The organism is endosymbiont of Pachyrhynchus infernalis (assembly GCF_004296515.1).
Lineage (GTDB): Bacteria > Pseudomonadota > Gammaproteobacteria > Enterobacterales > Enterobacteriaceae > Nardonella.
Genome location: NZ_AP018160.1, coordinates 91549 through 115378 on the forward strand (window position 1 = coordinate 91549; position 23830 = coordinate 115378).

At 19.2% G+C, this 23830-nt stretch carries 31 protein-coding genes; all 31 read left to right on the forward strand.

The window, feature by feature from the left end; genetic code table 11:
- The first annotated feature begins 30 nt into the window (after positions 1-30).
- Positions 31-4017 carry a DNA-directed RNA polymerase subunit beta gene (rpoB, locus tag NARPIN1_RS00465; protein ID WP_130579158.1) on the forward strand — a complete coding sequence of 1329 codons (3987 nt, stop codon included), beginning with the start codon at positions 31-33 and terminating at the stop codon, positions 4015-4017.
- 31 nt (positions 4018-4048) lie between these two features.
- Entirely contained in the window at positions 4049-8122 is a 4074-nt protein-coding gene (rpoC, locus tag NARPIN1_RS00470) for a DNA-directed RNA polymerase subunit beta' (RefSeq protein WP_130579160.1), read from the forward strand.
- Positions 8123-8218: 96 nt separating this feature from the next.
- Positions 8219-8584: a 30S ribosomal protein S12 gene (gene rpsL / locus NARPIN1_RS00475; RefSeq protein ID WP_130579162.1), complete on the forward strand. Its 366-nt coding sequence runs from the start codon at positions 8219-8221 to the stop codon at positions 8582-8584.
- 17 nt (positions 8585-8601) lie between these two features.
- Positions 8602-9075, forward strand: coding sequence for a 30S ribosomal protein S7 (gene rpsG / locus NARPIN1_RS00480; protein WP_130579164.1), 474 nt, complete (start codon positions 8602-8604; stop codon positions 9073-9075).
- A gap of 1 nt (position 9076) precedes the next feature.
- Positions 9077-11170: an elongation factor G gene (gene fusA / locus NARPIN1_RS00485; RefSeq protein ID WP_130579435.1), complete on the forward strand. Its 2094-nt coding sequence runs from the start codon at positions 9077-9079 to the stop codon at positions 11168-11170.
- 68 nt (positions 11171-11238) lie between these two features.
- Entirely contained in the window at positions 11239-11553 is a 315-nt protein-coding gene (gene rpsJ / locus NARPIN1_RS00490; protein ID WP_130579166.1) for a 30S ribosomal protein S10, read from the forward strand.
- A gap of 5 nt (positions 11554-11558) precedes the next feature.
- Positions 11559-12173, forward strand: coding sequence for a 50S ribosomal protein L3 (gene rplC / locus NARPIN1_RS00495; RefSeq protein WP_130579168.1), 615 nt, complete (start codon positions 11559-11561; stop codon positions 12171-12173).
- A 4-nt stretch (positions 12174-12177) separates the two neighbouring features.
- A complete protein-coding gene (rplD, locus tag NARPIN1_RS00500) occupies positions 12178-12786 on the forward strand; it encodes a 50S ribosomal protein L4 (RefSeq protein ID WP_130579170.1) in 609 nt (202 codons plus the stop codon).
- Positions 12783-13103 carry a 50S ribosomal protein L23 gene (gene rplW / locus NARPIN1_RS00505; RefSeq protein WP_130579172.1) on the forward strand — a complete coding sequence of 107 codons (321 nt, stop codon included), beginning with the start codon at positions 12783-12785 and terminating at the stop codon, positions 13101-13103. The genes rplD and rplW overlap by 4 nt, the downstream gene beginning before the upstream one ends.
- Positions 13084-13893: a 50S ribosomal protein L2 gene (rplB, locus tag NARPIN1_RS00510; RefSeq protein WP_130579174.1), complete on the forward strand. Its 810-nt coding sequence runs from the start codon at positions 13084-13086 to the stop codon at positions 13891-13893. The genes rplW and rplB overlap by 20 nt, the downstream gene beginning before the upstream one ends.
- Before the next feature lie 5 nt (positions 13894-13898).
- Positions 13899-14168, forward strand: a complete 270-nt coding sequence (rpsS, locus tag NARPIN1_RS00515; protein WP_130579176.1) for a 30S ribosomal protein S19 — start codon at positions 13899-13901, stop codon at positions 14166-14168.
- Positions 14169-14171: 3 nt separating this feature from the next.
- Positions 14172-14507: a 50S ribosomal protein L22 gene (rplV, locus tag NARPIN1_RS00520; protein WP_130579178.1), complete on the forward strand. Its 336-nt coding sequence runs from the start codon at positions 14172-14174 to the stop codon at positions 14505-14507.
- A 10-nt stretch (positions 14508-14517) separates the two neighbouring features.
- A complete protein-coding gene (gene rpsC / locus NARPIN1_RS00525) occupies positions 14518-15150 on the forward strand; it encodes a 30S ribosomal protein S3 (RefSeq protein WP_130579180.1) in 633 nt (210 codons plus the stop codon).
- 50 nt (positions 15151-15200) lie between these two features.
- Positions 15201-15614 (forward strand): 50S ribosomal protein L16, encoded by a 414-nt coding sequence (gene rplP / locus NARPIN1_RS00530; RefSeq protein ID WP_130579182.1) that lies wholly within the window; start codon positions 15201-15203, stop codon positions 15612-15614.
- Between the two features lie 5 nt (positions 15615-15619).
- Positions 15620-15793, forward strand: coding sequence for a 50S ribosomal protein L29 (gene rpmC, locus NARPIN1_RS00535; protein ID WP_130579184.1), 174 nt, complete (start codon positions 15620-15622; stop codon positions 15791-15793).
- Positions 15794-15797: 4 nt separating this feature from the next.
- Positions 15798-16061 (forward strand): 30S ribosomal protein S17, encoded by a 264-nt coding sequence (rpsQ, locus tag NARPIN1_RS00540; protein WP_130579186.1) that lies wholly within the window; start codon positions 15798-15800, stop codon positions 16059-16061.
- Position 16062: 1 nt separating this feature from the next.
- A complete protein-coding gene (gene rplN / locus NARPIN1_RS00545; RefSeq protein ID WP_130579188.1) occupies positions 16063-16431 on the forward strand; it encodes a 50S ribosomal protein L14 in 369 nt (122 codons plus the stop codon).
- A 25-nt stretch (positions 16432-16456) separates the two neighbouring features.
- Positions 16457-16768: a 50S ribosomal protein L24 gene (rplX, locus tag NARPIN1_RS00550; protein ID WP_130579190.1), complete on the forward strand. Its 312-nt coding sequence runs from the start codon at positions 16457-16459 to the stop codon at positions 16766-16768.
- 1 nt (position 16769) lies between these two features.
- Positions 16770-17327, forward strand: coding sequence for a 50S ribosomal protein L5 (gene rplE / locus NARPIN1_RS00555; RefSeq protein WP_130579192.1), 558 nt, complete (start codon positions 16770-16772; stop codon positions 17325-17327).
- 3 nt (positions 17328-17330) lie between these two features.
- Positions 17331-17636 carry a 30S ribosomal protein S14 gene (gene rpsN, locus NARPIN1_RS00560; RefSeq protein ID WP_130579193.1) on the forward strand — a complete coding sequence of 102 codons (306 nt, stop codon included), beginning with the start codon at positions 17331-17333 and terminating at the stop codon, positions 17634-17636.
- Between the two features lie 27 nt (positions 17637-17663).
- Entirely contained in the window at positions 17664-18059 is a 396-nt protein-coding gene (gene rpsH / locus NARPIN1_RS00565; RefSeq protein ID WP_130579195.1) for a 30S ribosomal protein S8, read from the forward strand.
- 12 nt (positions 18060-18071) lie between these two features.
- A complete protein-coding gene (locus NARPIN1_RS00570; protein WP_130579197.1) occupies positions 18072-18626 on the forward strand; it encodes a 50S ribosomal protein L6 in 555 nt (184 codons plus the stop codon).
- A gap of 4 nt (positions 18627-18630) precedes the next feature.
- The gene (locus tag NARPIN1_RS00575; protein WP_130579199.1) at positions 18631-19002 is read left to right on the forward strand and encodes a 50S ribosomal protein L18; all 372 of its coding nucleotides are present in this window, start codon (positions 18631-18633) and stop codon (positions 19000-19002) included.
- Between the two features lie 11 nt (positions 19003-19013).
- A complete protein-coding gene (gene rpsE, locus NARPIN1_RS00580; RefSeq protein WP_130579202.1) occupies positions 19014-19475 on the forward strand; it encodes a 30S ribosomal protein S5 in 462 nt (153 codons plus the stop codon).
- 45 nt (positions 19476-19520) lie between these two features.
- On the forward strand, positions 19521-19955 hold the full coding sequence (rplO, locus tag NARPIN1_RS00585; RefSeq protein WP_130579204.1) for a 50S ribosomal protein L15: 435 nt from the start codon (positions 19521-19523) through the stop codon (positions 19953-19955).
- Between the two features lie 17 nt (positions 19956-19972).
- Positions 19973-21292 (forward strand): preprotein translocase subunit SecY, encoded by a 1320-nt coding sequence (secY, locus tag NARPIN1_RS00590; RefSeq protein ID WP_130579206.1) that lies wholly within the window; start codon positions 19973-19975, stop codon positions 21290-21292.
- 32 nt (positions 21293-21324) lie between these two features.
- Positions 21325-21438, forward strand: a complete 114-nt coding sequence (gene rpmJ, locus NARPIN1_RS00595; RefSeq protein WP_130579208.1) for a 50S ribosomal protein L36 — start codon at positions 21325-21327, stop codon at positions 21436-21438.
- A gap of 2 nt (positions 21439-21440) precedes the next feature.
- Entirely contained in the window at positions 21441-21851 is a 411-nt protein-coding gene (rpsM, locus tag NARPIN1_RS00600) for a 30S ribosomal protein S13 (RefSeq protein WP_130579211.1), read from the forward strand.
- Positions 21826-22215, forward strand: a complete 390-nt coding sequence (gene rpsK / locus NARPIN1_RS00605; RefSeq protein ID WP_130579213.1) for a 30S ribosomal protein S11 — start codon at positions 21826-21828, stop codon at positions 22213-22215. The genes rpsM and rpsK overlap by 26 nt, the downstream gene beginning before the upstream one ends.
- Before the next feature lie 4 nt (positions 22216-22219).
- Positions 22220-22840 carry a 30S ribosomal protein S4 gene (gene rpsD / locus NARPIN1_RS00610; protein ID WP_130579437.1) on the forward strand — a complete coding sequence of 207 codons (621 nt, stop codon included), beginning with the start codon at positions 22220-22222 and terminating at the stop codon, positions 22838-22840.
- A gap of 15 nt (positions 22841-22855) precedes the next feature.
- Positions 22856-23827: a DNA-directed RNA polymerase subunit alpha gene (locus NARPIN1_RS00615; RefSeq protein WP_130579215.1), complete on the forward strand. Its 972-nt coding sequence runs from the start codon at positions 22856-22858 to the stop codon at positions 23825-23827.
- The last annotated feature ends 3 nt before the right edge of the window (positions 23828-23830 follow it).

Here is a 23830-nt window from a genome sequence, read left to right on the forward strand (position 1 = left end):
TAACTTATTTATTTAATAGAGGAAAAATTAATGTCTAATTTAAATAATAGAATAAGAAAAGATTTTAGTAAATTTAATAATATATTAAATATTCCTAATTTACTTTCTATACAAAGAGAATCTTATGATAAATTTATAGGTATAAATAATAAATTAGATTCTGGTATTAGTAATATTTTTAATTTTATATTTCCAATAAGTAGTTATGATAATAATACTGTATTAAAATATAATGATTTTTATATAGAAAATTCAATATATGATATACAAGAATGTATAAATAGAAATATAACATATTCTTTTTCTTTAAAATCTAAATTAAGTTTATTTATAAATAATTCCTTGATTAAAGAACAAGATACATATATATCTTATATTCCTATAATGACTGAAAATTGTTCATTTATAATAAATGGTATAGAAAAAGTTATAGTTTCTCAATTACATAGAAGTCCTGGTGTTTTTTTTGATATAGATAAAGAAAAAAGTAATATTTATAATAAAAATATATATAATGCAAAAATAATACCATATAGAGGATCTTGGATAGATTTTGAATTTGATTATAAAGATAATTTATTTATGAGAATAGATAAAAAGAAAAAATTTCCTGTAACACTTATATTACATGCATTTGAATGTTCTAATGAAGAAATATTAAATTTTTTTTTTGAAAAAACAATTTTAGACATTAATAATAATTGTATTTCTATTAATATAGATTTTAATGTAATATTAAATTCTATTATAGATTTTGACATATATAAAGATAATATTTTATATATAAAAAATGGAAAAAATATATCTAATAATGATATAGAATTATTAATTAAAAATAATATATATAAAACAGATGTTGATTTTAATTATATATTTGGAAAAATATTATATAAAAATTATTATAATGAACATGATGAATTATTATTAAGTAGTAATACACTAATAGATAAAAATGTTATAGAAATTATAAAAAAAAATAATATAAAAAATATAGAAATTTTATATGATAAATATGATAATATTTGTATATCTAATACTATTAGAATAGATAGTACTTATGATTATAATAGTTCTGTTATAGAGTTATTTAAAATATTAAAATCTGGAGAATCATCTAATATAGAATCGGCAAAATCTTTATTTAAATCTATATTTTTTTCAAATAGTAAATATGATTTATCTAATATAGGAAGAATGAAACTAAATAAATCTTTATTAAATAATAATGATAATAATAATTTATATATAACAAAATACGATATTATAAATATATTAAAAAAATTAATAAATATAAAAAATAATAAAGATTGTATAGATGATATAGATAGTTTAGGAAATAGAAGAGTAAAATTAGTAGGAGAAATGATAGAAAATCAATTTAAATTAGGTTTAATAAAAGTAAGAAAATCTATAAAAGAAAAATTATCATTAGAAAATATAAAAAGTTTAAATTTTCAAGATATTATAAATTCTAAACAAATAACATCAGTAATAAAAGAATTTTTTAATTTAAATCAACTATCACAATTTATGGATCAAAACAATCCATTATCTGAAATAACTCATAAAAGAAGAATATCAGCTTTAGGACCTGGTGGTTTAACAAGAGAAAGAGCTGGATTTGAAGTAAGAGATGTTCATAATACACATTATGGAAGATTATGTCCAATAGAAACTCCAGAAGGACCAAATATAGGATTAATAAACTCTTTATCTATATATTCTAGAGTTAATAAATATGGATTTTTAGAAACTCCATATAGAGTTGTTAATAATAATAAAATTACTAATGAAATACATTATTTATCTGCTATAGAAGAATATAACTTTATAATAGCTCAAGCATTAACAAGATTAGATAAAAATAATAATTTTGTAGATGAATTAATAATATGTAGAAATAAAGGTGAATTTAAATTATTTAATAAAAATTTAATAAATTATATTGATATATCACCTAAACAAATAGTTTCTGTTGGATCTTCATTAATTCCATTTTTAGAACATGATGACGCAAATAGAGCATTAATGGGAGCTAATATGCAAAGACAAGCTGTTCCTACTATAAAACCAGATTCTCCTATAATAGGAACTGGAATGGAAAAAATAGTTGCTCGTGATTCAGGATCTTTAATAATAGCAAAAAGAGGTGGTAAAATAATATATTTAGATTATTCTATAATAATAATAGAAGTTAATGATTCTGAAATTATTGATGAAAAATCTAATATTGATATATATAATTTAAAAAAATTTATAAAATCAAATCAAAATACTTGTATAAATAATACTGTAATTGTTTCTTTAAATGATATTGTTAATAAAAATGATGTTTTAGCTGATGGATCTTCTACTAGTTTAGGAGAATTAGCTTTAGGTCAAAATGTTAGAGTAGCTTTTATGTCTTATAATGGATATAATTTTGAAGATTCTATACTTATATCTGAAAAATTAGTTTATGATAATAAATTTAGTAGTATACATATTCAAGAATTAATTTGTATATCTAGAGATACAAAATTAGGACCAGAAGAAATAACTTCAGATATACCAAATGTTAATGATTTATCTTTATCAAAACTTGATGAATCTGGAATTGTTTATATAGGAGCTAATATTTCTGAAGGTGATATTTTAGTTGGTAAAATTACTCCAAAAGAAGAAACTCAATTAACTCCAGAAGAAAAATTATTAAAAGCTATCTTTGGAGAAAAATCTTCTAATGTTAAAGATTCATCATTAAGAGTTCCAAATGGAATGTTTGGTACAGTAATAGATGTTCAAATATTCAATAGAGAAGGAATTAAAAAAGATAAAAGATCTATCAGTATAGAACATACTAAAATTAAAAATAAAGAAAAAGATTTATTAGAAGAAAAAAATATTATAAAATTAGGAATAATAAATAAAATAAATCATTTAATAGAGTATTTAAATATAAATTTAGATAAAATATCTATAAATAATATACAAATTAATATTGATAATATAGATGAAAATTTAAGTACTAATCATAATATTTTATATAATTTAATTAAAAAATTTAATTCTTTAGAAAAAGAATATAATGATAAATTAGATTTATTCTGTTTAAAAATTAATAAAAAAACTGAATTATCTCCTGGTATTATAAAAATAGTTAAAATATATATAGCTATAAAAAGACATATACAAGTTGGAGATAAAATGTCTGGTAGACATGGAAATAAAGGTGTTGTATCTAAAATAAATCCTATAGAAGATATGCCATATGATTCTGATGGAAATATAGTAGATATAGTACTTAATCCTTTAGGTGTTCCTTCAAGAATGAATATAGGTCAAATTTTAGAAGCACATTTAGGGTTAGCTGCTAAAAAAATAGGAGAAAATATAGATAAACTTTTAAAATTAGAAAATAATTTTTTAAAATTAAAAGAGTATATTAAATCTGTTTATTCTATAGGAAACGATATTAATCAAAAAATTAATTTTGATAATTATTCTTATAATGAATTTTTAAATTTTGCTAAAAGTATTACTTCTGGAATATATATATCTACTCCAGTATTTGATGGTGCTAATCAAAATGAAATAAAAAATATGTTAGAAATATCTAATATTTCTAAATCTGGACAATTAGTATTATTTAATGGATGTAACGGTGAAAAATTTGATCGTAAAATAACTGTTGGTTATATTTATATGATGAAGTTAAATCATTTAGTTGATGATAAAATGCATGCTAGATCTACTGGTTCATATAGTTTAATAACTCAACAACCATTAGGAGGAAAATCTCAGTTTGGAGGTCAAAGATTTGGAGAAATGGAAGTTTGGGCATTAGAAGCTTATGGTGCTGCATATACATTACAAGAAATGTTAACTGTTAAATCTGATGATGTTAATGGACGTATAAATATGTATAAAAATATAATAAATAATAATTATAATATAAAATTCAACATACCTGAATCATTTAATGTTCTTTTTAAAGAAATAAGATCATTAGGAATTAATATTGAATTATGTGAATAAATATAACTATAATTTTATATAGGAATTTTTTATGAATAAAAAAAATAATTTATCTGAAAATGAAAAATTTCTAGAAAATTTTAATTCTATTAAAATTTCATTAGCTTCTCCCGAAATAATTAAATCTTGGTCATATGGTGAAGTAAAAAAACCAGAAACTATTAATTACAGAACATTTAAACCAGAAAGAGATGGATTATTTTGTGCAAAAATATTTGGCCCTATAAAAGATTATGAATGTATATGTGGTAAATATAGAAGAATAAAATTTAAAGGAATAGTATGTGAAAAATGTGGTGTTGAAATAACTAAATCTAAAGTTAGAAGAAATAGAATGGGACATATAGAATTATCTTCTCCAGTAGTTCATATATGGTTTTTAAAATCTTTACCATCTAAAATAGGACTATTATTAAATATAAGTTTAAAAGATATAGAAAAAGTATTATATTTTGAATCTTATATAGTTATTGATAATACTTCTACATCATTAAAATTGAATCAAATAATAAGTGAAGATCAATATATTGAATATATAGAAAAATATGGAGATTCTTTTAAAGTTAAAATAGGAGCTGAAGCTATTCAATATTTATTAAAAAATTTTGATTTAAATAAAAATTATAAATTATTAATTGAAGAATTAAAAAATTCTAATTCAAATATAAAACAAAATAAAATATTTAAAAGATTAAAATTAATAGAATCATTTATTAATTCTAAAAATAAACCAGAATGGATGATAATGACAGTTATTCCTGTATTACCTCCTGATTTAAGACCACTAGTTCCATTAGATGGAGGTCGTTTTGCAACATCTGATTTAAATGATTTATATAGAAGAGTTATAAATAGAAATAATAGATTGAAAAGATTAATTAGTATAGATGCTCCAGATATAATAATTAAAAATGAAAAAAGAATGTTACAAGAATCTGTAGATGCATTATTTGATAATGGAAAAAAAAATAAAATGATAACAACTGGTATTAATAAAAGACCATTAAAATCTTTATCTGATATGATAAAAGGTAAACAAGGAAGATTTAGACAAAATTTATTAGGTAAAAGGGTAGATTATTCTGGTAGATCTGTTATAACAGTTGGTCCTTATTTAAAAATAGATCAATGCGGACTTCCTAAAAAAATGGCTTTAGAATTATTTAAACCATTCATATATGGAAAATTAAACTTAAATAATTCATTTACTATTAAAACAGCAAAAAAAATGGTTGATAATGAAGATCCTTTAGTATTAGATATACTATCTGAAATAATAAAAGATCATCCTATTCTTTTAAATAGAGCTCCTACTTTACATAGATTAGGTATTCAATCTTTTAAACCTATTTTAATAGAAGGTAAATCAATACAATTACATCCATTAGTTTGTGCTGCATATAATGCAGATTTTGATGGTGATCAAATGGCTATACATATACCTTTAACTTTAGAATCAAAAAATGAAGCTAAATTTATAATGATGTCTACTAATAATATATTATCTCCTGCTAATGGAGATCCTGTTATAGTTCCTTCTCAAGATATAATATTAGGATTATATTATATGACTATAAGTTATAATGATGAAGAAGAAAATAATTTTATATTTTCTTCTGTAGAAGAAGTAGAAAAAGCTTATTCTTTAAATTTTGTAAAATTGCATTCTAAAGTAAAAGTAAGAATAACTGAAAATAGAATAAAAAATAATAAGTATTTTTATAAAACATTTATTGTAAATACTACTGTTGGAAGATCTATATTATGGACAATTTTTCCTAAAGAATTAAGTTTTTCTTTAATTAATAAAAATTTAAATAAAAAAAATATATTAGATATTATAAATATAAGTTATATAAAATTAGGAATAAAAAAAACTATAGAATTTATAGATAAAATAATGCGTATTGGATTTGATTATTCTACTAAATCTGGTATTTCTGTAGGAATAGATGATTTAATAATACCTAATAATAAATATAAAATAATTAAAAATTCTGAATTAGAAGTATTAGATATACAAAAACAATATGAATCTGGATTAATAACTCAAGAAGAAAAATATAATAAAGTAATAGATATATGGTCAAAAGCAAGCGATAATATTACTAATTCTATGATGAAATCACTATCTAATATTAGTATAGATTCAAATAATAATAAACATATAAATAGTATATTTATAATGTATGATTCTGGTGCTAGAGGATCTTCTATGCAAATACGTCAATTATCAGGTATGAGAGGATTAATGATAAAACCAGATGGATCTATAATAGAAACTCCTATAAAAGCAAATTTTAAAGAAGGATTAAATGTAATTGAATACTTTATTTCTACACATGGAGCTAGAAAAGGATTAGCTGATACAGCTCTTAAAACAGCTAACTCAGGTTATTTAACTAGAAGATTAGTTGATGTATCTCAAGATTTAGTTGTAACAGAATATGATTGTAATTCAAATGATGGAATATATATTTATTTAAAAATGGAAGATAATGAATATAATATAGAATCTTTAAAAGAAAAAATTTTAGGAAGAACAATATCTGAAAATATAGTTTCTAAAAAAAATAAAATAATAATAAAAAGTAATTCATTAATAAATGAAAAAAATTTTTCCATTTTAGAAAAAAATTTAATTGATAAAATAAAAATAAGATCTGTTATAACATGTGAAACTATTTATGGAGTATGTTCTAAATGTTATGGTTTTGATTTATCAAAAGGTAAATTAATAAATATAGGTGAAGCTGTAGGAATTATAGCTGCGCAATCTATAGGAGAACCTGGAACTCAATTAACAATGAGAACATTTCATATAGGTGGAGCAGCGTCATCTAAATATTCACCAAGATCTAGTATAAAATCTAAAAATAATGGTATTCTTGATTTAAGTGGTAGTAAATTTGTAATTAATAGTGATAATAAAATATTAATAATATCAAATAATTCTGAAGTAAAAATATTAGATAATAATAAAGTTATTAAAGAAATATATAAAGTTCCATATGGTTCTTTAATACATATTAATGATGGTTTTTGTGTTAAAAGTAATGAATTAATAGCTACTTGGGATCCTTATATATTACCTATAATAACAGAAATAAATGGATCATTAGAATTTATAAATGTAATAGAAAATATTACTATGTCATATCAATTAGATGAAATAACTGGATTATATTATATTTCAATATTAGATATTTCTGAAAGACCTAATTCTGGAAAAAATATTATTCCAATAATAAAAGTAGTTGGAGATAATGTAAGTAATAAATATTTTTTACCAGAAAAATCAATTATACAACTAGAAAATAATTCTAAAGTATATTGTGGTGATATTTTAGCTAAAGTACCGAAAAAAAGTGATTTTATAAAAGATATTACAGGTGGATTGCCTAAAATTTCTGATTTATTTGAGGCAAGAAAACCAAAAGATCCAGCTATTTTAGCAGAAATGTCAGGAATTATATACATAGATAAAAATTCTAATAAAAATAAAAAAAAAATAATAATAAAATCTATTGATGATAAAAATAAATATTGTGAAATAAGTATATCAAAACATAAACAATTGAATGTATTTGATGGTGAATTAGTAAACAAAGGAGACATAATATTAAATGGTCAAGTATCATTATATGATATTCTTAAATTAAAAGGTATAAATGAAATTACAACACATATAATAAATGAAGTTCAAAATATATATAAATTACAAGGTGTAAAAATAAATAATAAACATATAGAAATTATAATAAAACAAATGTTAAGAAAAGTTTGTATAATAAATCCTGGTGATTCTAATTTTTTATATGGAGATAAAGTTGATTTATCTATTGTAAAAAAAATAAATAATAATTTAGAAAAAAATAATAAAAATAAAATAATTTATGAATATAATTTATTAGGAATTACAAAAGCATCTTTATTAACAGATTCATTTATATCATCAGCTTCATTTCAAGAAACTACAAAAATATTAACTGATGCTGCTGTTTTAAATAAAATAGATAATCTTAAAGGATTAAAAGAAAATGTTATAGTTGGTAGATTAATACCAGCAGGTACTGGATTTTTAAAATATAATAAAAATAAATAATAATTTTATATTTTATTTATAAAATATTTATTTTATAAATAAATATTTTATAGTATATTATATTAATTATAAATTAATTATAAATAAAATTATTTTATGGTTACTATAAATCAATTAATTAAAAATAAAAGAAAATCAAAAATATATAAAAGTAATGTTCCAGCTTTATTAAAATGTCCTCAAAAAAGAGGGGTATGTACAAAAGTATATACAGTAACTCCTAAAAAACCTAATTCTGCATTAAGAAAAGTTTGTAGAGTTAAATTAACTAATGGTTTTGAAGTTACAGCATATATTGGTGGAGAAGGTCATAATTTACAAGAACATTCTATAATTTTAATAGAAGGAGGAAGAGTAAAAGATTTACCTGGAGTTAGATATCATGTAATTAGAGGTACTTTAGATTGTTCAGGTGTTAAAAATAGAAAAAATAGTAGATCTAAATATGGAACAAAACGTTAATAAATAATATTATAATTATGTCTCGTAAATCAGTTTTTAATAAAAAAAGTATACTTCCTGATATAAAATTTAATTCTATTTTAGTATCTAAATTTATAAATTTAGTAATGATTAGTGGAAAAAAAACATTAGCTGAAAGTATAGTATATTATGCATTAGATGTATTATCTAATAATACTAATAAATCTCATTTAGAATCATTAGAAAATGTACTAAATAATGTTAGACCAGTTATAGAAGTTAAATCTAGAAAAATTGGAGGATCTATTTATCAAATTCCTATAGAAGTTAAATTAGATAGAGGAAATACTTTAGCAATAAGATGGATAATATCATTTGCAAAAAAAAGAAATGAAAAATTTAATATAAAAATTAAATTATCAAATGAATTATTAGATGCTTTAAATAATAAAGGATTATCAATAAAAAAAAGAAATGAAATTTATAAAATAGCAAATGCAAATAAAGCTTTTGCTCATTATAGGTGGTAAAATGTTAAAAAATACTTTAATTGAAAATTATAGAAATATAGGTATAAGTGCTCATATAGATGCAGGTAAAACAACTGTTACAGAAAGGATACTATTTTATACTGGTATAAATAGAAAAATAGGTGAAGTTCATCATGGTTGTGCAACTATGGATTGGATGATCCAAGAACAAGAAAGAGGAATAACTATAACATCTGCTGCAACTACTTGTTTTTGGACAGGTATGTTAAATCAGTTTAAATCTCATAGAATTAATATCATAGATACTCCAGGACATGTAGATTTTACAATAGAAGTTGAAAGATCTATGAGAGTACTAGATGGCGCTATTATGGTATATTGTGCTGTTGGTGGTGTTCAACCACAATCCGAAACTGTTTGGAAACAAGTTAATAAATATTCGATACCTAGAATAGCTTTTGTAAATAAAATGGATAGAATTGGTGCTAATTATTTTAATGTTGTAGATCAAATAAAAAACAAATTAAATACTATTACTTTACCTATACAAATACCAATAGGATTAGAAGATAAATTTGTTGGTGTTATAGATTTAATAAAAATGAAATCTATTTATTGGAATGATTCAGATCAAGGATTAAGTTTTACATATTCTGAAATACCAAATAAATTAAAAGATATATCATATGAATTAAATAAAAATATAATTGAACATTCTGCTGAATCATCTGAAAAATTATTAGATTTATATTTTAAAAAAGGATATTTAAATGAAATTGAAATAAAATCTGGATTAAAAAAAAGAGTTATAAATAATGATATAACATTAGTTATTTGTGGATCTGCTTTTAAAAATAAAGGTATTCAACCTATATTAGATTGTATAATAGATTATCTTCCATCTCCAAATGAAATAAAAAATATAAAAGGATATTCAAATTCAAAATATAATATTATAGAAGAAAGAGTTCCTAATGATAATTCTCCATTTTCTGCTTTAGCATTTAAAATTTTATCTGATCCTTTTGTTGGAAATTTAACATTTTTTAGAGTTTATTCAGGTAAAATTAAATCTGGTGATTATATTCTAAATTCAACTAAAAATATAAAAGAAAGAATAGGAAGAATAGTTCAAATGCATGCAAATAAAAAAGAAGAAATAAAAGAAGTTAAATCTGGTGATATAGCTGCTGCAATAGGATTAAAAAACATTAATACTGGAGATACATTATGTGATATAAATAATCCTATAATATTAGAAAAAATTGATTTTCCAGAACCAGTAATTTTTATAGCTATAGAACCAAAAACTAAATCTGATCAAAAAAAAATGAGTATAGCATTAAATAAATTAACTAAAGAAGATCCTTCTTTTAAAGCAAAAATAAATGAAGAAACCGGTCAAACAATAATATCAGGTATGGGAGAATTACATTTAGAAATATTAGTAGATAGAATGAAAAGAGAATTTGATGTGGAAGCTAATATAGGTAAACCTCAAGTTGCTTATAGAGAAACAATTAAAAGTACTGTTAATCAAGAAGGTAAATATATAAGACAAACTGGGGGTAGAGGACAATATGGTCATGTATGGTTAAAAATAGAACCAAACAATTCATCAAATTATGAATTTGTTGACAAAATAGTTGGAGGTTCTATACCTAAAGAATATTTATCAGCTATAAATAAAGGAATTCAAGAACAAATGAAAAATGGTATATTATATGGATATCCTATAGTTAATATAAAAGTTACTTGTTATGACGGATCATATCATGAAGTGGATTCTTCTGAAATAGCATTTAAAATAGCTAGTTCAATAGCATTTAAGGAAGCATTTTTAAAAGCAAATCCTATTTTATTAGAACCAATAATGAAAGTTGAGATTGAAACTCCTGAAGAATATATAGGAGATGTAATAGGTGATTTAAATAAAAAAAGAAGTATTATAGATGATGTAATTAATATAGATTTAAATAGTAAAAAAATAATATCGTATACTCCTTTATCTGAGATGTTTGGTTATGCAACAGAATTAAGGTCAAAAACTCAAGGTAAAGCTTTTTATTCTATGAAATTTTTTAATTATAAAGAAATTCCTTTAAATATTTCAAATAAAATAATAAATAATTAAAATAGTTAATTTATATAAATGATGTTATAATATAATTAATTATAAAATTACATTTGTGAATTTTATCTATGATTAATAATAAAATACGTATTAAATTAAAATCTTTTGATTTTTATTTAATAAATAAATCATCTATGGATATAATTAATACTGTTAAAAGAACTGGATCTTTAATTCGTGGACCTGTACCTTTACCTACAAAAATAGAAAAATTTACTATATTAATTTCTCCTAATATTGATAAAAATGCAAGAGATCAATATGAAATTCGTACTTATAAAAGATTAATAGATATAATTAATCCAACTAATAAAACAGTAGACTCTCTTATGTATTTAAATTTAGATGCAGGAGTGGATGTTAGAATAATATCTAATTTATAATTTATATGAAATATATAATTGGTAAAAAAGCTGGAATGAGTAGATTATTTTTAGAAAATGGATCTTCTATACCAGTAACTTTAATTTATTTAATAGATAATTATATTATTGATATTTATAATAATATTAATAATATTAGTAAATTAAAAATAACTATTAAATCAAATAATAATAAAATAAATAAATCTATTTTAGGAGTATTTAAAAAAAATAATATTAAAGTAAATAAAATATGGGAATTTAATAATTTTAATAAATATAAAAATTCTGATATAGGAAATAAAATAGATATTTCTTTTTTAAAAGATATTAAAAAAGTAGATATAACTGGATATTCTAAGGGTAAAGGATTTTCTGGAGTTATAAAAAGATGGAATTTTAAATCTCAAGATTCTACTCATGGTAATTCTTTATCACATAGAGCTCCTGGTTCTATAGGGCAAAATCAAAGTCCTGGAAGAGTATTTAAAAATAAAAAAATGTCAGGTCATTATGGATGTGTTAAAGTTACAACTAAAAATTTAAAAATTATTGATTTTAATATTAATAATAAAATTTTGGTTATAAAGGGATCATGTTCTGGATTAATAGGAAGTAATTTAATAATTAAATCTATATAAATTAATGGAACTAAGTATTAATGACGATAAATATAATATAAGTTTACTTGATACTGTTTTTAATATAAAATTTAATGAATCTTTAATACATCAAGTTTTTACTTCTTATAAATTAAATTCTAAGAAAGGAACTAAATTTAATAAGAATAGATCTAATGTATCTGGTTCAAATAAAAAACCTTGGAAACAAAAAGGTACTGGAAAAGCTAGATCTGGAAGTAAAAAAAGTCCTATATGGAGATCTGGTGGTGTAACTTTTGGAAGTCAATTTATTTCGTATAAAAAAAAAATAAATAAAAAAATGTATAATTTAGCATGTAAATCTATTTTATCAGAATTTATTCGTAATAATAATATTTTAGTTTTTAATAATTTCTCAATAGAAATTTCTAAAACAAAATTATTAATTGAAAAATTAAAAAATTTAAATATAAATAATAATGTTATAATAATAACTCATTTTAAAGATATCAATTTAATAAGAGCATCTAATAATTTATATAAAGTAAATATAGAATATATACCAAATATTAATATATTAAATGTAATTAATTTTAGTAAAATAATAATTACAACAGAATCAATTAAATACTTAGAAAAAATATTATCATGAATTTATGTAAATATTTTGAATGTATAAAATCTATACATTTATCTAAAAAAAGTAAATTTTTAGAAAAATATAATATTTTAGTTTTAAAAATAGATAAAAATTTTACTAAAAATGATATAAAAAAATCTATATTAAATATTTTTAAAATAAAGGTTAAAAAAATAAATATATTAAAAACAAAAAAAAAAATAAAAAGAAATAATAATAATGTTGGATATACCAAAATATATAAAAAAGCATTTATTTTTTTAAATAAAAATGAATATATAAATATAAATAAATTAGAAGATAAATTATATGACATTAATAAAGTATAAACCTACATCTCCAGGAATTCGTCATATGGTTAGATTAAAAAATAAAGAACTATATAAAGGAAGACCTATAAAAAGATTAACAAAAATTTTAAACAAAACTGGAGGACGTAATAATAAAGGTAGAATAACTACTAGACATATAGGAGGTCGTCATAAAAGATTTTATAGAATTATAGATTTTAAAAGAATAGATACAAATGGAATAGTAAGTAGATTTGAATATGATCCAAATAGATCATCAAATATAGCTTTAATAGTTAATAATAATATTAAAAAATATATATTATTACCAAAAGGATTAAAAATAGGAGATAAAATAGAATCTAATGGTACATCTACATCTGTAGGTAGTAGTTTATTAATAAGAGATATTCCTGTAGGAAGTAAAATACATAATATTGAATTTAATCCTGGTAAAGGAGGTAAGATATCTAGATCAGCTGGATGTTATTCTTCTTTAATATCAAAAAGTAAAAAATATGCTATTTTAAGACTAAAATCTGGTGAAATAAGAAATATAAATTTAAATTGTAGAGCAACAATAGGAGAAGTTGGTAATTCAGAAAAAGTATTAATATCTTTAGGTAAAGCTGGATCTAATAGATGGAAAGGAGTTAGACCAACTGTTAGAGGAACTGCTATGAATCCTATAGATCATCCTCATGGTGGAGGTGAAGGTAAAAATTTTGGTAAACATCCGGTTACTCCTTGGGGAAAATATACAAAAGGTAAAAAAACAAGAAATAATAAACTAACTGATAAATTAATAATAAAAGCAAGAAATAAATAATAATTATGTCTAGATCTTTAAAAAAAGGACCATTTATTGATATAAGTTTATTAAAAAAAATTGAAAAGTCTTTAAAAAATAAAGATAATAAACCTATAAAAACTTGGTCTAGATGTTCTACTATTTTTCCAAATATGGTAGGATTAACAATTTTAGTTCATAATGGTAAAAAACATATACCTGTATTTATATCTAATGATATGGTTGGTCATAAATTAGGTGAGTTTTCACCTACTAGAACATTTAATGGACATGTATTAAATAAAGAAAAATAATATATGAAAATTATTGCTAAAGGTATTAATATAAGAATTTCAAACAAAAAATTAAAAAATATATCTAATTTTATTTCTAATAAAAAAGTTTCTTATGTTTTAAATTATTTAACATTCGTATCAAATAAATCTTCTTTTATATTAAAAAAAATTATTAATTCTGCTATTTCTAATGCAGAACATAATTTTGGATTAGATATAGATAATTTAAAAATATTAAGTATTTATATAAATAAAGGTCGTTCATTAAAAAGAGTTTCTTTTAGAGCAAAAGGTAAATTAGATAATATTATAAAACGTTCAAGTAATATAACTGTTATTTTATCTAATAATTATTAAATAATAAAATATGGGTCAAAAAGTAGATCCTAATATTTTTCGTTTAGGTATAATAAAAAATTGGAATTCTATATGGATTTTCGATAAAAAAGAATTTGTAAAAAATTTACATAATGATTTTTTAATTAGAAAATATATAGAAAATAAACTTAGTAAATCTATGATATCTAATATATTAATAGAAAGATTATCTAATTCTATTAATATATATATACATACATCTAAACCAGGAACTATAATAGGTAAAAAAGGAGAATATATTGATGAATTAAAAAAAGATATATACAAAATTTCTAATTTATCGATAATAAAAATAAATATAGTAGAAGTAAAAAAACCAAATTTAAATGCTAAATTAGTTGCTAAAAATATAGCATATCAAATAGAGAAAAGAATTTCATTTAAAAAAGTAATAAAAAAATTTATTCAGTTAATTATTAAGTCTGGTGCTAAAGGAGTAAAAATTAAAATTAGTGGTAGATTAGGGGGTTCAGAAATAGCAAGAACTGAATGGTATAAAGAAGGTAGAATACCATTACATACAATAAGAGCTGATATAGATTATGATTTATCTTTATCTAAAACTACATATGGTATAATAGGAGTTAAAGTTTGGATATTTAAAGGTGAAATATTTAAATAAAATATGTTAATTATTAATATAATTAATCTGTATATATATTTTTTATAATTATGTTACAACCTAAAAGTACTAAATTTAGAAAAATGCAAAAAGGTAGAAATACTGGTTTTATAATTGATTCAAAAATTAGTTTTGGTTTATTTGGATTAATATCAATAAGTAGAGGTTTTATTTCTTCTGCACAAATAGAATCTGCTCGTAAAGCAATATCTAAATCTATGAAAAGACAAGGAAAATTGTGGATAAGAATATTTCCTGATAAACCTTTAACAAAAAAACCTTTAGAAGTTAGAATGGGAAAGGGTAAAGGAAATGTAGAAAATTGGGTTTTTGTTACAAAACCAGGATGTATTTTATATGAAATAGATTATATTTCTGAAGAAGTAGCTAGAAAATCATTTAAATTAGCTTCAGATAAATTACCTGTAAAAACTTTATTTATTATAAAAAATAAATATATTTAAATTATATGTGTATAGATAATAAAGAATTATATAATAAATTAAATTTATTAATTTTTGAAAAATTTAAATTAAAAATTAAAATAAAAAATAATAATTTTAAAAAAAATCATCTTTTAAGAAAAATTAAAAAAGATATAGCAAAAATAAATACTTTAATTTCTATTAATAATAAAAAATAAAATAATGAACAATTCTAATAAAAAGGGAATTATAGGTAAAGTTATAAGTGATAGAATGAATAAATCTATAATTGTTAAAGTTGAAAAAAAAGTTAAACATAAACTTTATAAAAAATATATAAATAAAATTACTAAATTTTATGTTCATGATGAACTTAATTCTTGCAAAATAAATGATTTTGTTTTGATAAAAGAATCTAGACCTATATCTAAAATGAAATCTTGGATTTTTATAAAAAAAATATCTATTAATAATCCTATTAAATAATATGATTCAAGAAAGAACTATATTATTAGTATCTGATAATTCAGGTGCTAAAAAAGTTATGTGTATAAAAGTTTTAGGTGGATCAAAAAAAAAATATGCTTATGTAGGAGATATTATAAAAGTAACTGTTAAAGAAATTATTCCTAGAAGTAAAATTAAAAAAGGAGAAATATTTGATGCTGTTATAATAAGAACAAAAAAAAATATTCATAGATTAAATAAATCTTATATTAAATTTGATAGTAATTCTTGTGTATTAATAAATTCAACAAAAAATCCTATAGGTACTAGAATATTTGGACCTGTTACTAATGAGTTAAGATATAAAAATTTTTTAAAAATAGTTTCTTTAGCTCCTGAAGTAATATAATTTTTTAATTAATATTTTATTTTTTATGTCAAAAAAGATTAAAATTAATGATGATGTAATAGTTATAACTGGAAAATACAAAGGTAAAATTGGAAAAATTATTAAATTTGTAAATAATAATTATATAATAGTAGATAAAATTAATTTAGTTAAAAAAAGTGTTAAAATCTGTAATAATAATAATAAAAATTTTATTTTAAAAGAATCTAAAATAAATATTTCTAATGTAGCTTATTTTAATAAAGAAATTAATAAATTAGACAAGATTAAATTTCTTATTATTAATAATAAGAAATTTAGAATATTAAAATCAAATAATAAAATATTAGATAATTAAAATGAATGAATTATATAAACTATATAAAAATAAAATTATATATGAAATTAAAGATATAATGAATTATTCTTCTATAATGCAAGTACCTAAAATTGAAAAAATAACATTAAATATTGGTATAGGTGATGCATTTTATAATAAAAAACTTATGGATAATTCATTAAAAGAATTAGAAAAAATTTCTTGTCAAAAACCTATTATTACTAAATCTAAAAAATCAATATCTAATTTTAAAATAAGAAAAGGATATCCTATTGGATGTAAAGTAACATTAAGAAATAAAATTATGTGGATTTTTATATATAAATTAATTAATATAGCTATACCTAGAATAAGAGATTTTAGAGGTTTATCTTTTAAATCATTTGATAAAAATGGAAATTATAATATTGGTATAGATGAACAAATAATATTTCCAGAAATAGATTATAATTTAATAGATAAAATAAAGGGAATGGATATAAATATAAATATAAAATCTAGTTCTATAAATGAATCATTTTTATTATTAAAAAAATTAAATTTCCCATTTAAAGAAAATATAGATAATGGTAAATAATAAATGTCTAAAAAATCAGTTTTATTAAGAGAATATAAAAGAAAAATTATGGTTAATAAATTTTTTAATAAAAGAATGGAATTAAAAAAAAAAATAATTAGTAATTTATATTCTAAAATTGAAAAATGGAATTTTATATTAAAATTGCAAAAGTTTCCTAAAAATTCTATTATGTCTAGATTAAGAAATAGATGCATTAATACCGGTAGACCAAGAGGATTTATAAGAAGGTTTGGATTAAGTAGATTAGAATTAAGAAAATTAGCTGTTAAAGGATTTATACCTGGTTTAAAAAAATCAAGTTGGTAATTTATAAATTATAAAAGAAATAATATTATGAGCTTTCAAGATCCAATTTCAGATATGTTAACAATAATAAGAAATGGTCAAATTTCTAATAAAAAAAATGTAATTGTATATTTTTCTAAATTAAAAAATTCTATATTAGATGTATTAAAATATAATAATTTTATATCTGATACTAATATAAAAAAAATAAATAATAATAAATTTATAGAAATATATTTAAAATATATAAATAATATACCATATATAAATAAATTAAAAAGAATAAGTAAACCAAGTTTAAGAATTTTTTCTAAAAATAAAGATATAAATAAATTTAAAATTGAATACGGATTTTTAGTTGTTTCTACTTCTAAAGGAATAATGTTAGATACAGATTTAAGAAAAAATAATTTAGGTGGTGAAATAATGTTTTTTATATCTTAATAAATTAAATTTATGATTAAAAAAAAATATATAGATAATTTGTGTATAGATATACCTATTAATATTAATGTTAATATAACAAATAATATTTTAAATATTAGTGGAAATTTAGGTAATATTGATCTTAAGTTTAGTGATTTATTAATAATTAATATTATAGATAATAAAATAATATTAAAAAATAACACACTAAATCATAGATATAATAAAAATAATTCTTATATAAAAACAATTTTTTCTATTATAAAAAATAATATTTTTGGTGTTAATTTTGGTTATACTAAAAAATTAATTATAGTAGGAGTAGGATATAAATTTAATTTAAATAATGATTTACTAATTATAAATGCTGGTTTTTCTCATGAAATTAAATATAAATTTCCAAATAATATTAAAATAAATTTATTAAATAATAATGAAATAACTATATTTGGAATAGATAAACAAATTGTCGGTAAAATTGCTTCTATAATAAGAAATTATAAAAAACCAGAAGTTTATAAAGGTAAAGGAATACGTTATTGTAATGAAAAAATATTAATAAAACAATCTAATAAGAAAAAATAGTAATATGAAAAATAAAATAAATAAATCTTATAATTTAAAAATAAAAAATATTAGAAAAAAAATAAATAATATAAAATTAAATAGATTATTAATTTATAAAACTTCTAGACATATATATGCACAAATATTTTCTATAGAAAAAAATAATATAGAAGTTTATGCTTCTACAACTGAGAAAAGTATTAATAAATATTTAAAAAATAAAAATATATATACAGGAAATAAAGAGTCAGCTTGTTTTATAGGGAAAATAATTTCTGAAAGATCTATTAAAAATAATATATTTAAAGTTTTTTTAGATAAATCTGGATTTAGATTTCATGGTAAAATAAAATGTCTTGTTGAATCAGCTAGAAAAAATGGATTAATTATTTAAAATATAAATATATGAATAATTTTATTGAAAAACTAATTTGTATAAATAGAGTTTCTAAAACTGTTAAAGGAGGACGTATATTTAGTTTTACTGCATTAACAGTTATTGGAAATAATAATGGATCTGTAGGATATGGATATGGAAAATCTAAAGAAATTCCTGTTGCTATACAAAAATCTATAGAAAAAGCAAAAAATAATATTGTTAATATTATAATAAATAAAAAAACTATTTTATATAGATCTTATGGTAAATATTTATGCTCTAAAGTATTTATTAAACCTGCCTGTGAAGGAACTGGTATAATAGCAGGAAATGTAATAAGATCTATTTTTGAAGTATCCGGTATAAAAAATATATTTAGTAAAATATATGGTTCTACTAATCCAATTAATGTAGTTAAAGCTACAATTAATGCTATAAATAATATAAATTTAATTGACTTTATTAATAAAAATAGATTAAATAAATGATTTTTATATTAAAAATAAATAAATATATTTTAAAGTTAAAATGTTATGAAACTAAATAATATACATCCTTTAAAAAATTCAAAATTTAAAAGAAAAAGAATATGTAGAGGTATAGGTTCTGGAAATGGTAAAACCGGAGGTAGAGGACATAAAGGACAAAAATCTAGATCTGGATATAAAATAAATAAATTATTTCAAGGTGGTCAAACATCTATTTATAGAAGGTTACCTAAATTTGGTTTTAATAGAATTAAAAAAAATAAAATATTTGAATTGAAATTATCTAAACTTAATTTAATAAATGATATAAATATAAATATAAATATTTTAAAAGAAAAAAAACTTATAAAAAAGAATATTAATTTAATTAAGTTAATATTTGATTACAATATAAATAGAAAAATAATTTTAAAAAATATTTTATTTAGTAAAAATGTTTTAAAATCTATAGAAAACAATGGAGGATCAATAGAAATATAAATATTTTATAAAATATAATGAATAATTTTAATATATTTAAAATAAATGAAAATTTAATAGAATTAAAAAATAAAATTTTGATATTATTATTATATTTAATAATATTTAGAATCGGATCTTTTATACCTATTCCTAATATAAATACAAATATTATATTAAATAATATGTATAAAAAACAAGAAGGATATATTATAAATATGTTTAATTTATTTTCTGGTGGATCATTAAAAAGATTTTCTATATTTTCTTTAGGAATTATACCTTATATATCTTCTTCTATAATAATAGAAATATTATGTGTAATTTTTGATTATTTTAAAGAATTAAAATCAAATAATGAAAATAAATATAAAATAAATAAATATATTTATTTATGTACATTGTTTTTATCTTTATTACAATCATTTATTACTATTTTTAGTATACCTAATTTTTTTTACTTTAAAAATAATTCTAATAACGTTTTTAATTATAATAATATAATATTACAAATTATTAGTTTAACTACAGGAACAACATTTTTAATATGGTTAAGTAATAAAATAACATTAAATGGAATAGGTAATGGTACATCTATGATAATGTTTTCAGGAATTATATCAGATATTCCAGAGAATATTATAAATATATTTAATCAAATAAAAAATGGTTATATAAGTATTTATTCATTTATATTTACAATTATTTTATTATTTTTAATAATTAATTTTATAGTTTTTATAGAATGTGCACAAAAAAAAATAATTATAAATTTTTATAAAAAATATAATTATAAAGAAGAAATATTGAATATACAATATATATATCTTCCTATAAAAATAAATATTCTTGGAGTTACTCCTATAATATTTACATCAAGTTTTATGATATTATTATTATTATTAATAAATTATATTAAAAAAATACTAAAATATAATTTTTTATTAATAATTATAAATACTATTAATCCTAATACATTTATATATAATATTATATATATGTCTATTATATATTTATTTTGTAATATATATTCATTATTAATGTTTAATTGTAAAGATATTTCTAAAAATTTTAAAAAAATAGGTGCTTATATATATAAAATTAGACCAGGAAATCAAACATGTATTTATATAGAAGAAATAATTAATAAATTATCTTTAATTAATTCATTTTATGTAAATATTATATTTTTAATACCTAATTTGATGAAAAATATAATTAATTATCCAATTATATCAAATGGTACTTCTATATTAATAGTAACATCAGTTATATTAGATATAATATATAAAATGGAAGTTATAATAACTTCAAATAAATATAATTTAATTTTAAAAAAAATAAATATAAAAAATTAGTTAAATATAAATAAATATATATATACTTAAATATGAAAGTAAGAACTTCAGTAAAAATAATTTGTAAAAATTGTAAATTATTAAAAAGAAAGAATGTAATAAGAATTTATTGTAAATATCCTAAACATAAACAAAGACAAGGATAATTATGACAAGAATAGCAGGAGTTAATATTCCAAATAATAAATATATATATATATCATTAACTTATATATATGGTATAGGTTTTTCTTTATCTAAAAAAATATGTAAATGTTTAAATATAAATTTAAATACAAAAGTATCTGACTTATCAAATCAAAATATAGAAGATATAAAAAAGGAATTAAATAAATATATTATAGAAAATGATTTGAAAAGAATAAATTATTTTAATATAAAAAAATTGATAGATTTAGGATCTTATAGAGGTATAAGACATAAAAAACATCTTCCTGTAAGAGGACAAAGAACTAGAACAAATGCTAAAACATGTAAAAAATATTTAAAAGATAAAATAATAAAAAATAAATTTATTAAAAGTAAGGTATTAAATGAAAAACAAAAAAAACGTAAGTAAAAATAATAATATTCAAATATCAGAAGGTATTGCTTATATACATGTATCATTTAATAATACTATAATAACAATAACTGATTGTAATGGTAATGTTTTAAATTGGTGTACATCTGGTAGTTCTGGATTTAAAGGTTCTAAAAAATCTACACCATTTGCATCACAAATAACTTCTGAAAAATGTGTAGAAAAAGCAAAATCTAATTTTGGAATAAAATATTTATCTATAAGAATATCTGGACCAGGTCCAGGAAGAGAATCAGCAATTAGAGCATTATATAATTCTGGTATACATATAACTAGTATAATAGATATAACTCCTATACCACATAATGGTTGTAGGCCTCCAAAAAGAAGAAGAATATAAATATATGTCTAAATATATAGGACCAAAATTAAAATTAAGTAGAAGAGATAATTTTGATTTATCATTAAAATCCGGATGTAAATTAATAGAATCAAAATGTAAATTTAATAAAATACCTGGAGAAAATTTTAGTAAAAAATATAAATATTCAGATTATGGTATAAGATTAAGAGAAAAACAAAAATTAAAAAGAATATATGGGATTTTAGAAAAACAATTTTTAAATTATTATAAAAAATCTATTAATAAAAAAGAAAATACTGGTAACTATTTAATTAAATTATTAGAAAGTAGATTAGATAATATAGTATATAGAATGGGATTTGCATCAACAAGAAGAGAATCAAGACAAATAATAAATCATAAATTAGTATTAGTTAATGATAAAATAATTAATATTCCATCTTATCATGTTACTCCTAATACTATAATAAGATTACATAAAAAATTATTAAATAATCCTAAAATTATATTTTCTATAAATTTATTCAAAAATAAAGAAAAATTAGATTGGATAAATGTTAATATAAATAATTTATCTGGAGAATTTTTATATACACCTAATAGATTAGATATATTAAAAGATATAAATGAAAATTTAATTATTGAATTATATTCAAGATAAATAAATAGGGTAAATATGATTAAAAATTTATTAAAACCTAAGTTATATATAGAAAATATTGGTAATAACAAATCTAATATTATTATATATCCTTTAGAAAGAGGATTTGGTCATACTATAGGTAATTCATTAAGAAGAGTATTACTATCTTATATACCTGGATTTGCTATAACAGAAGTTGAAATAGAAGGTATTATTCATGAATATGAAGGTAAAAAAGGAGTTAAAGAAGATATAGTTAATATATTATTAAATATAAAAGATTTATCTATAGGAATAATAAATGAAGATATAGATAGTGAATTATTAGTAATAAATAAAAATGAAATAGGTCCTGTAACAGCAAATGATATTAAACCTAATAATAATATAAAAATATTTAATAAAGATCATATTATATGCAATATAACAAGTAATTTAATAAATTTAAATATTAATATGAAATTACAAAGAGGTATTGGATATAATCCATTTAATATTTTAAAAAAAAATAAAAATGATAATAATACTATTATAGGTAAATTATTTATAGATGCTAATTTTAACCCTATTAAAAAAGTATCTTATAATATAGAAGCTACTAGAGTAGAAAATAAAACAGATTTAGATAAATTAATTATATATTTAGAAACTAATGGATCAGTTGATTCTGAATATGTTATAAAAATGGCATCTAATATTTTAATAGATCAATTTAACGTTTTATTATTAAATAATAAAGATGAATTAATTGTAAAAAATGAAACAAATAATTATACTAACTCTAATAAATTAGATGATAAAATTTTATTAAAATCAATAGATGATTTAGAATTAACAATTAGATCCTTAAATTGTTTAAAATCAGAATCTATATTTTGTATAAAAGATTTAATTATAAAAAGTGAAGATGAATTATTAAAAATATCTAATTTAGGTAAAAAATCTTTATCTGAAATAAAAAATATATTAAATACTTTAAATTTAAAATTAGGAACAAAAATTTAATAA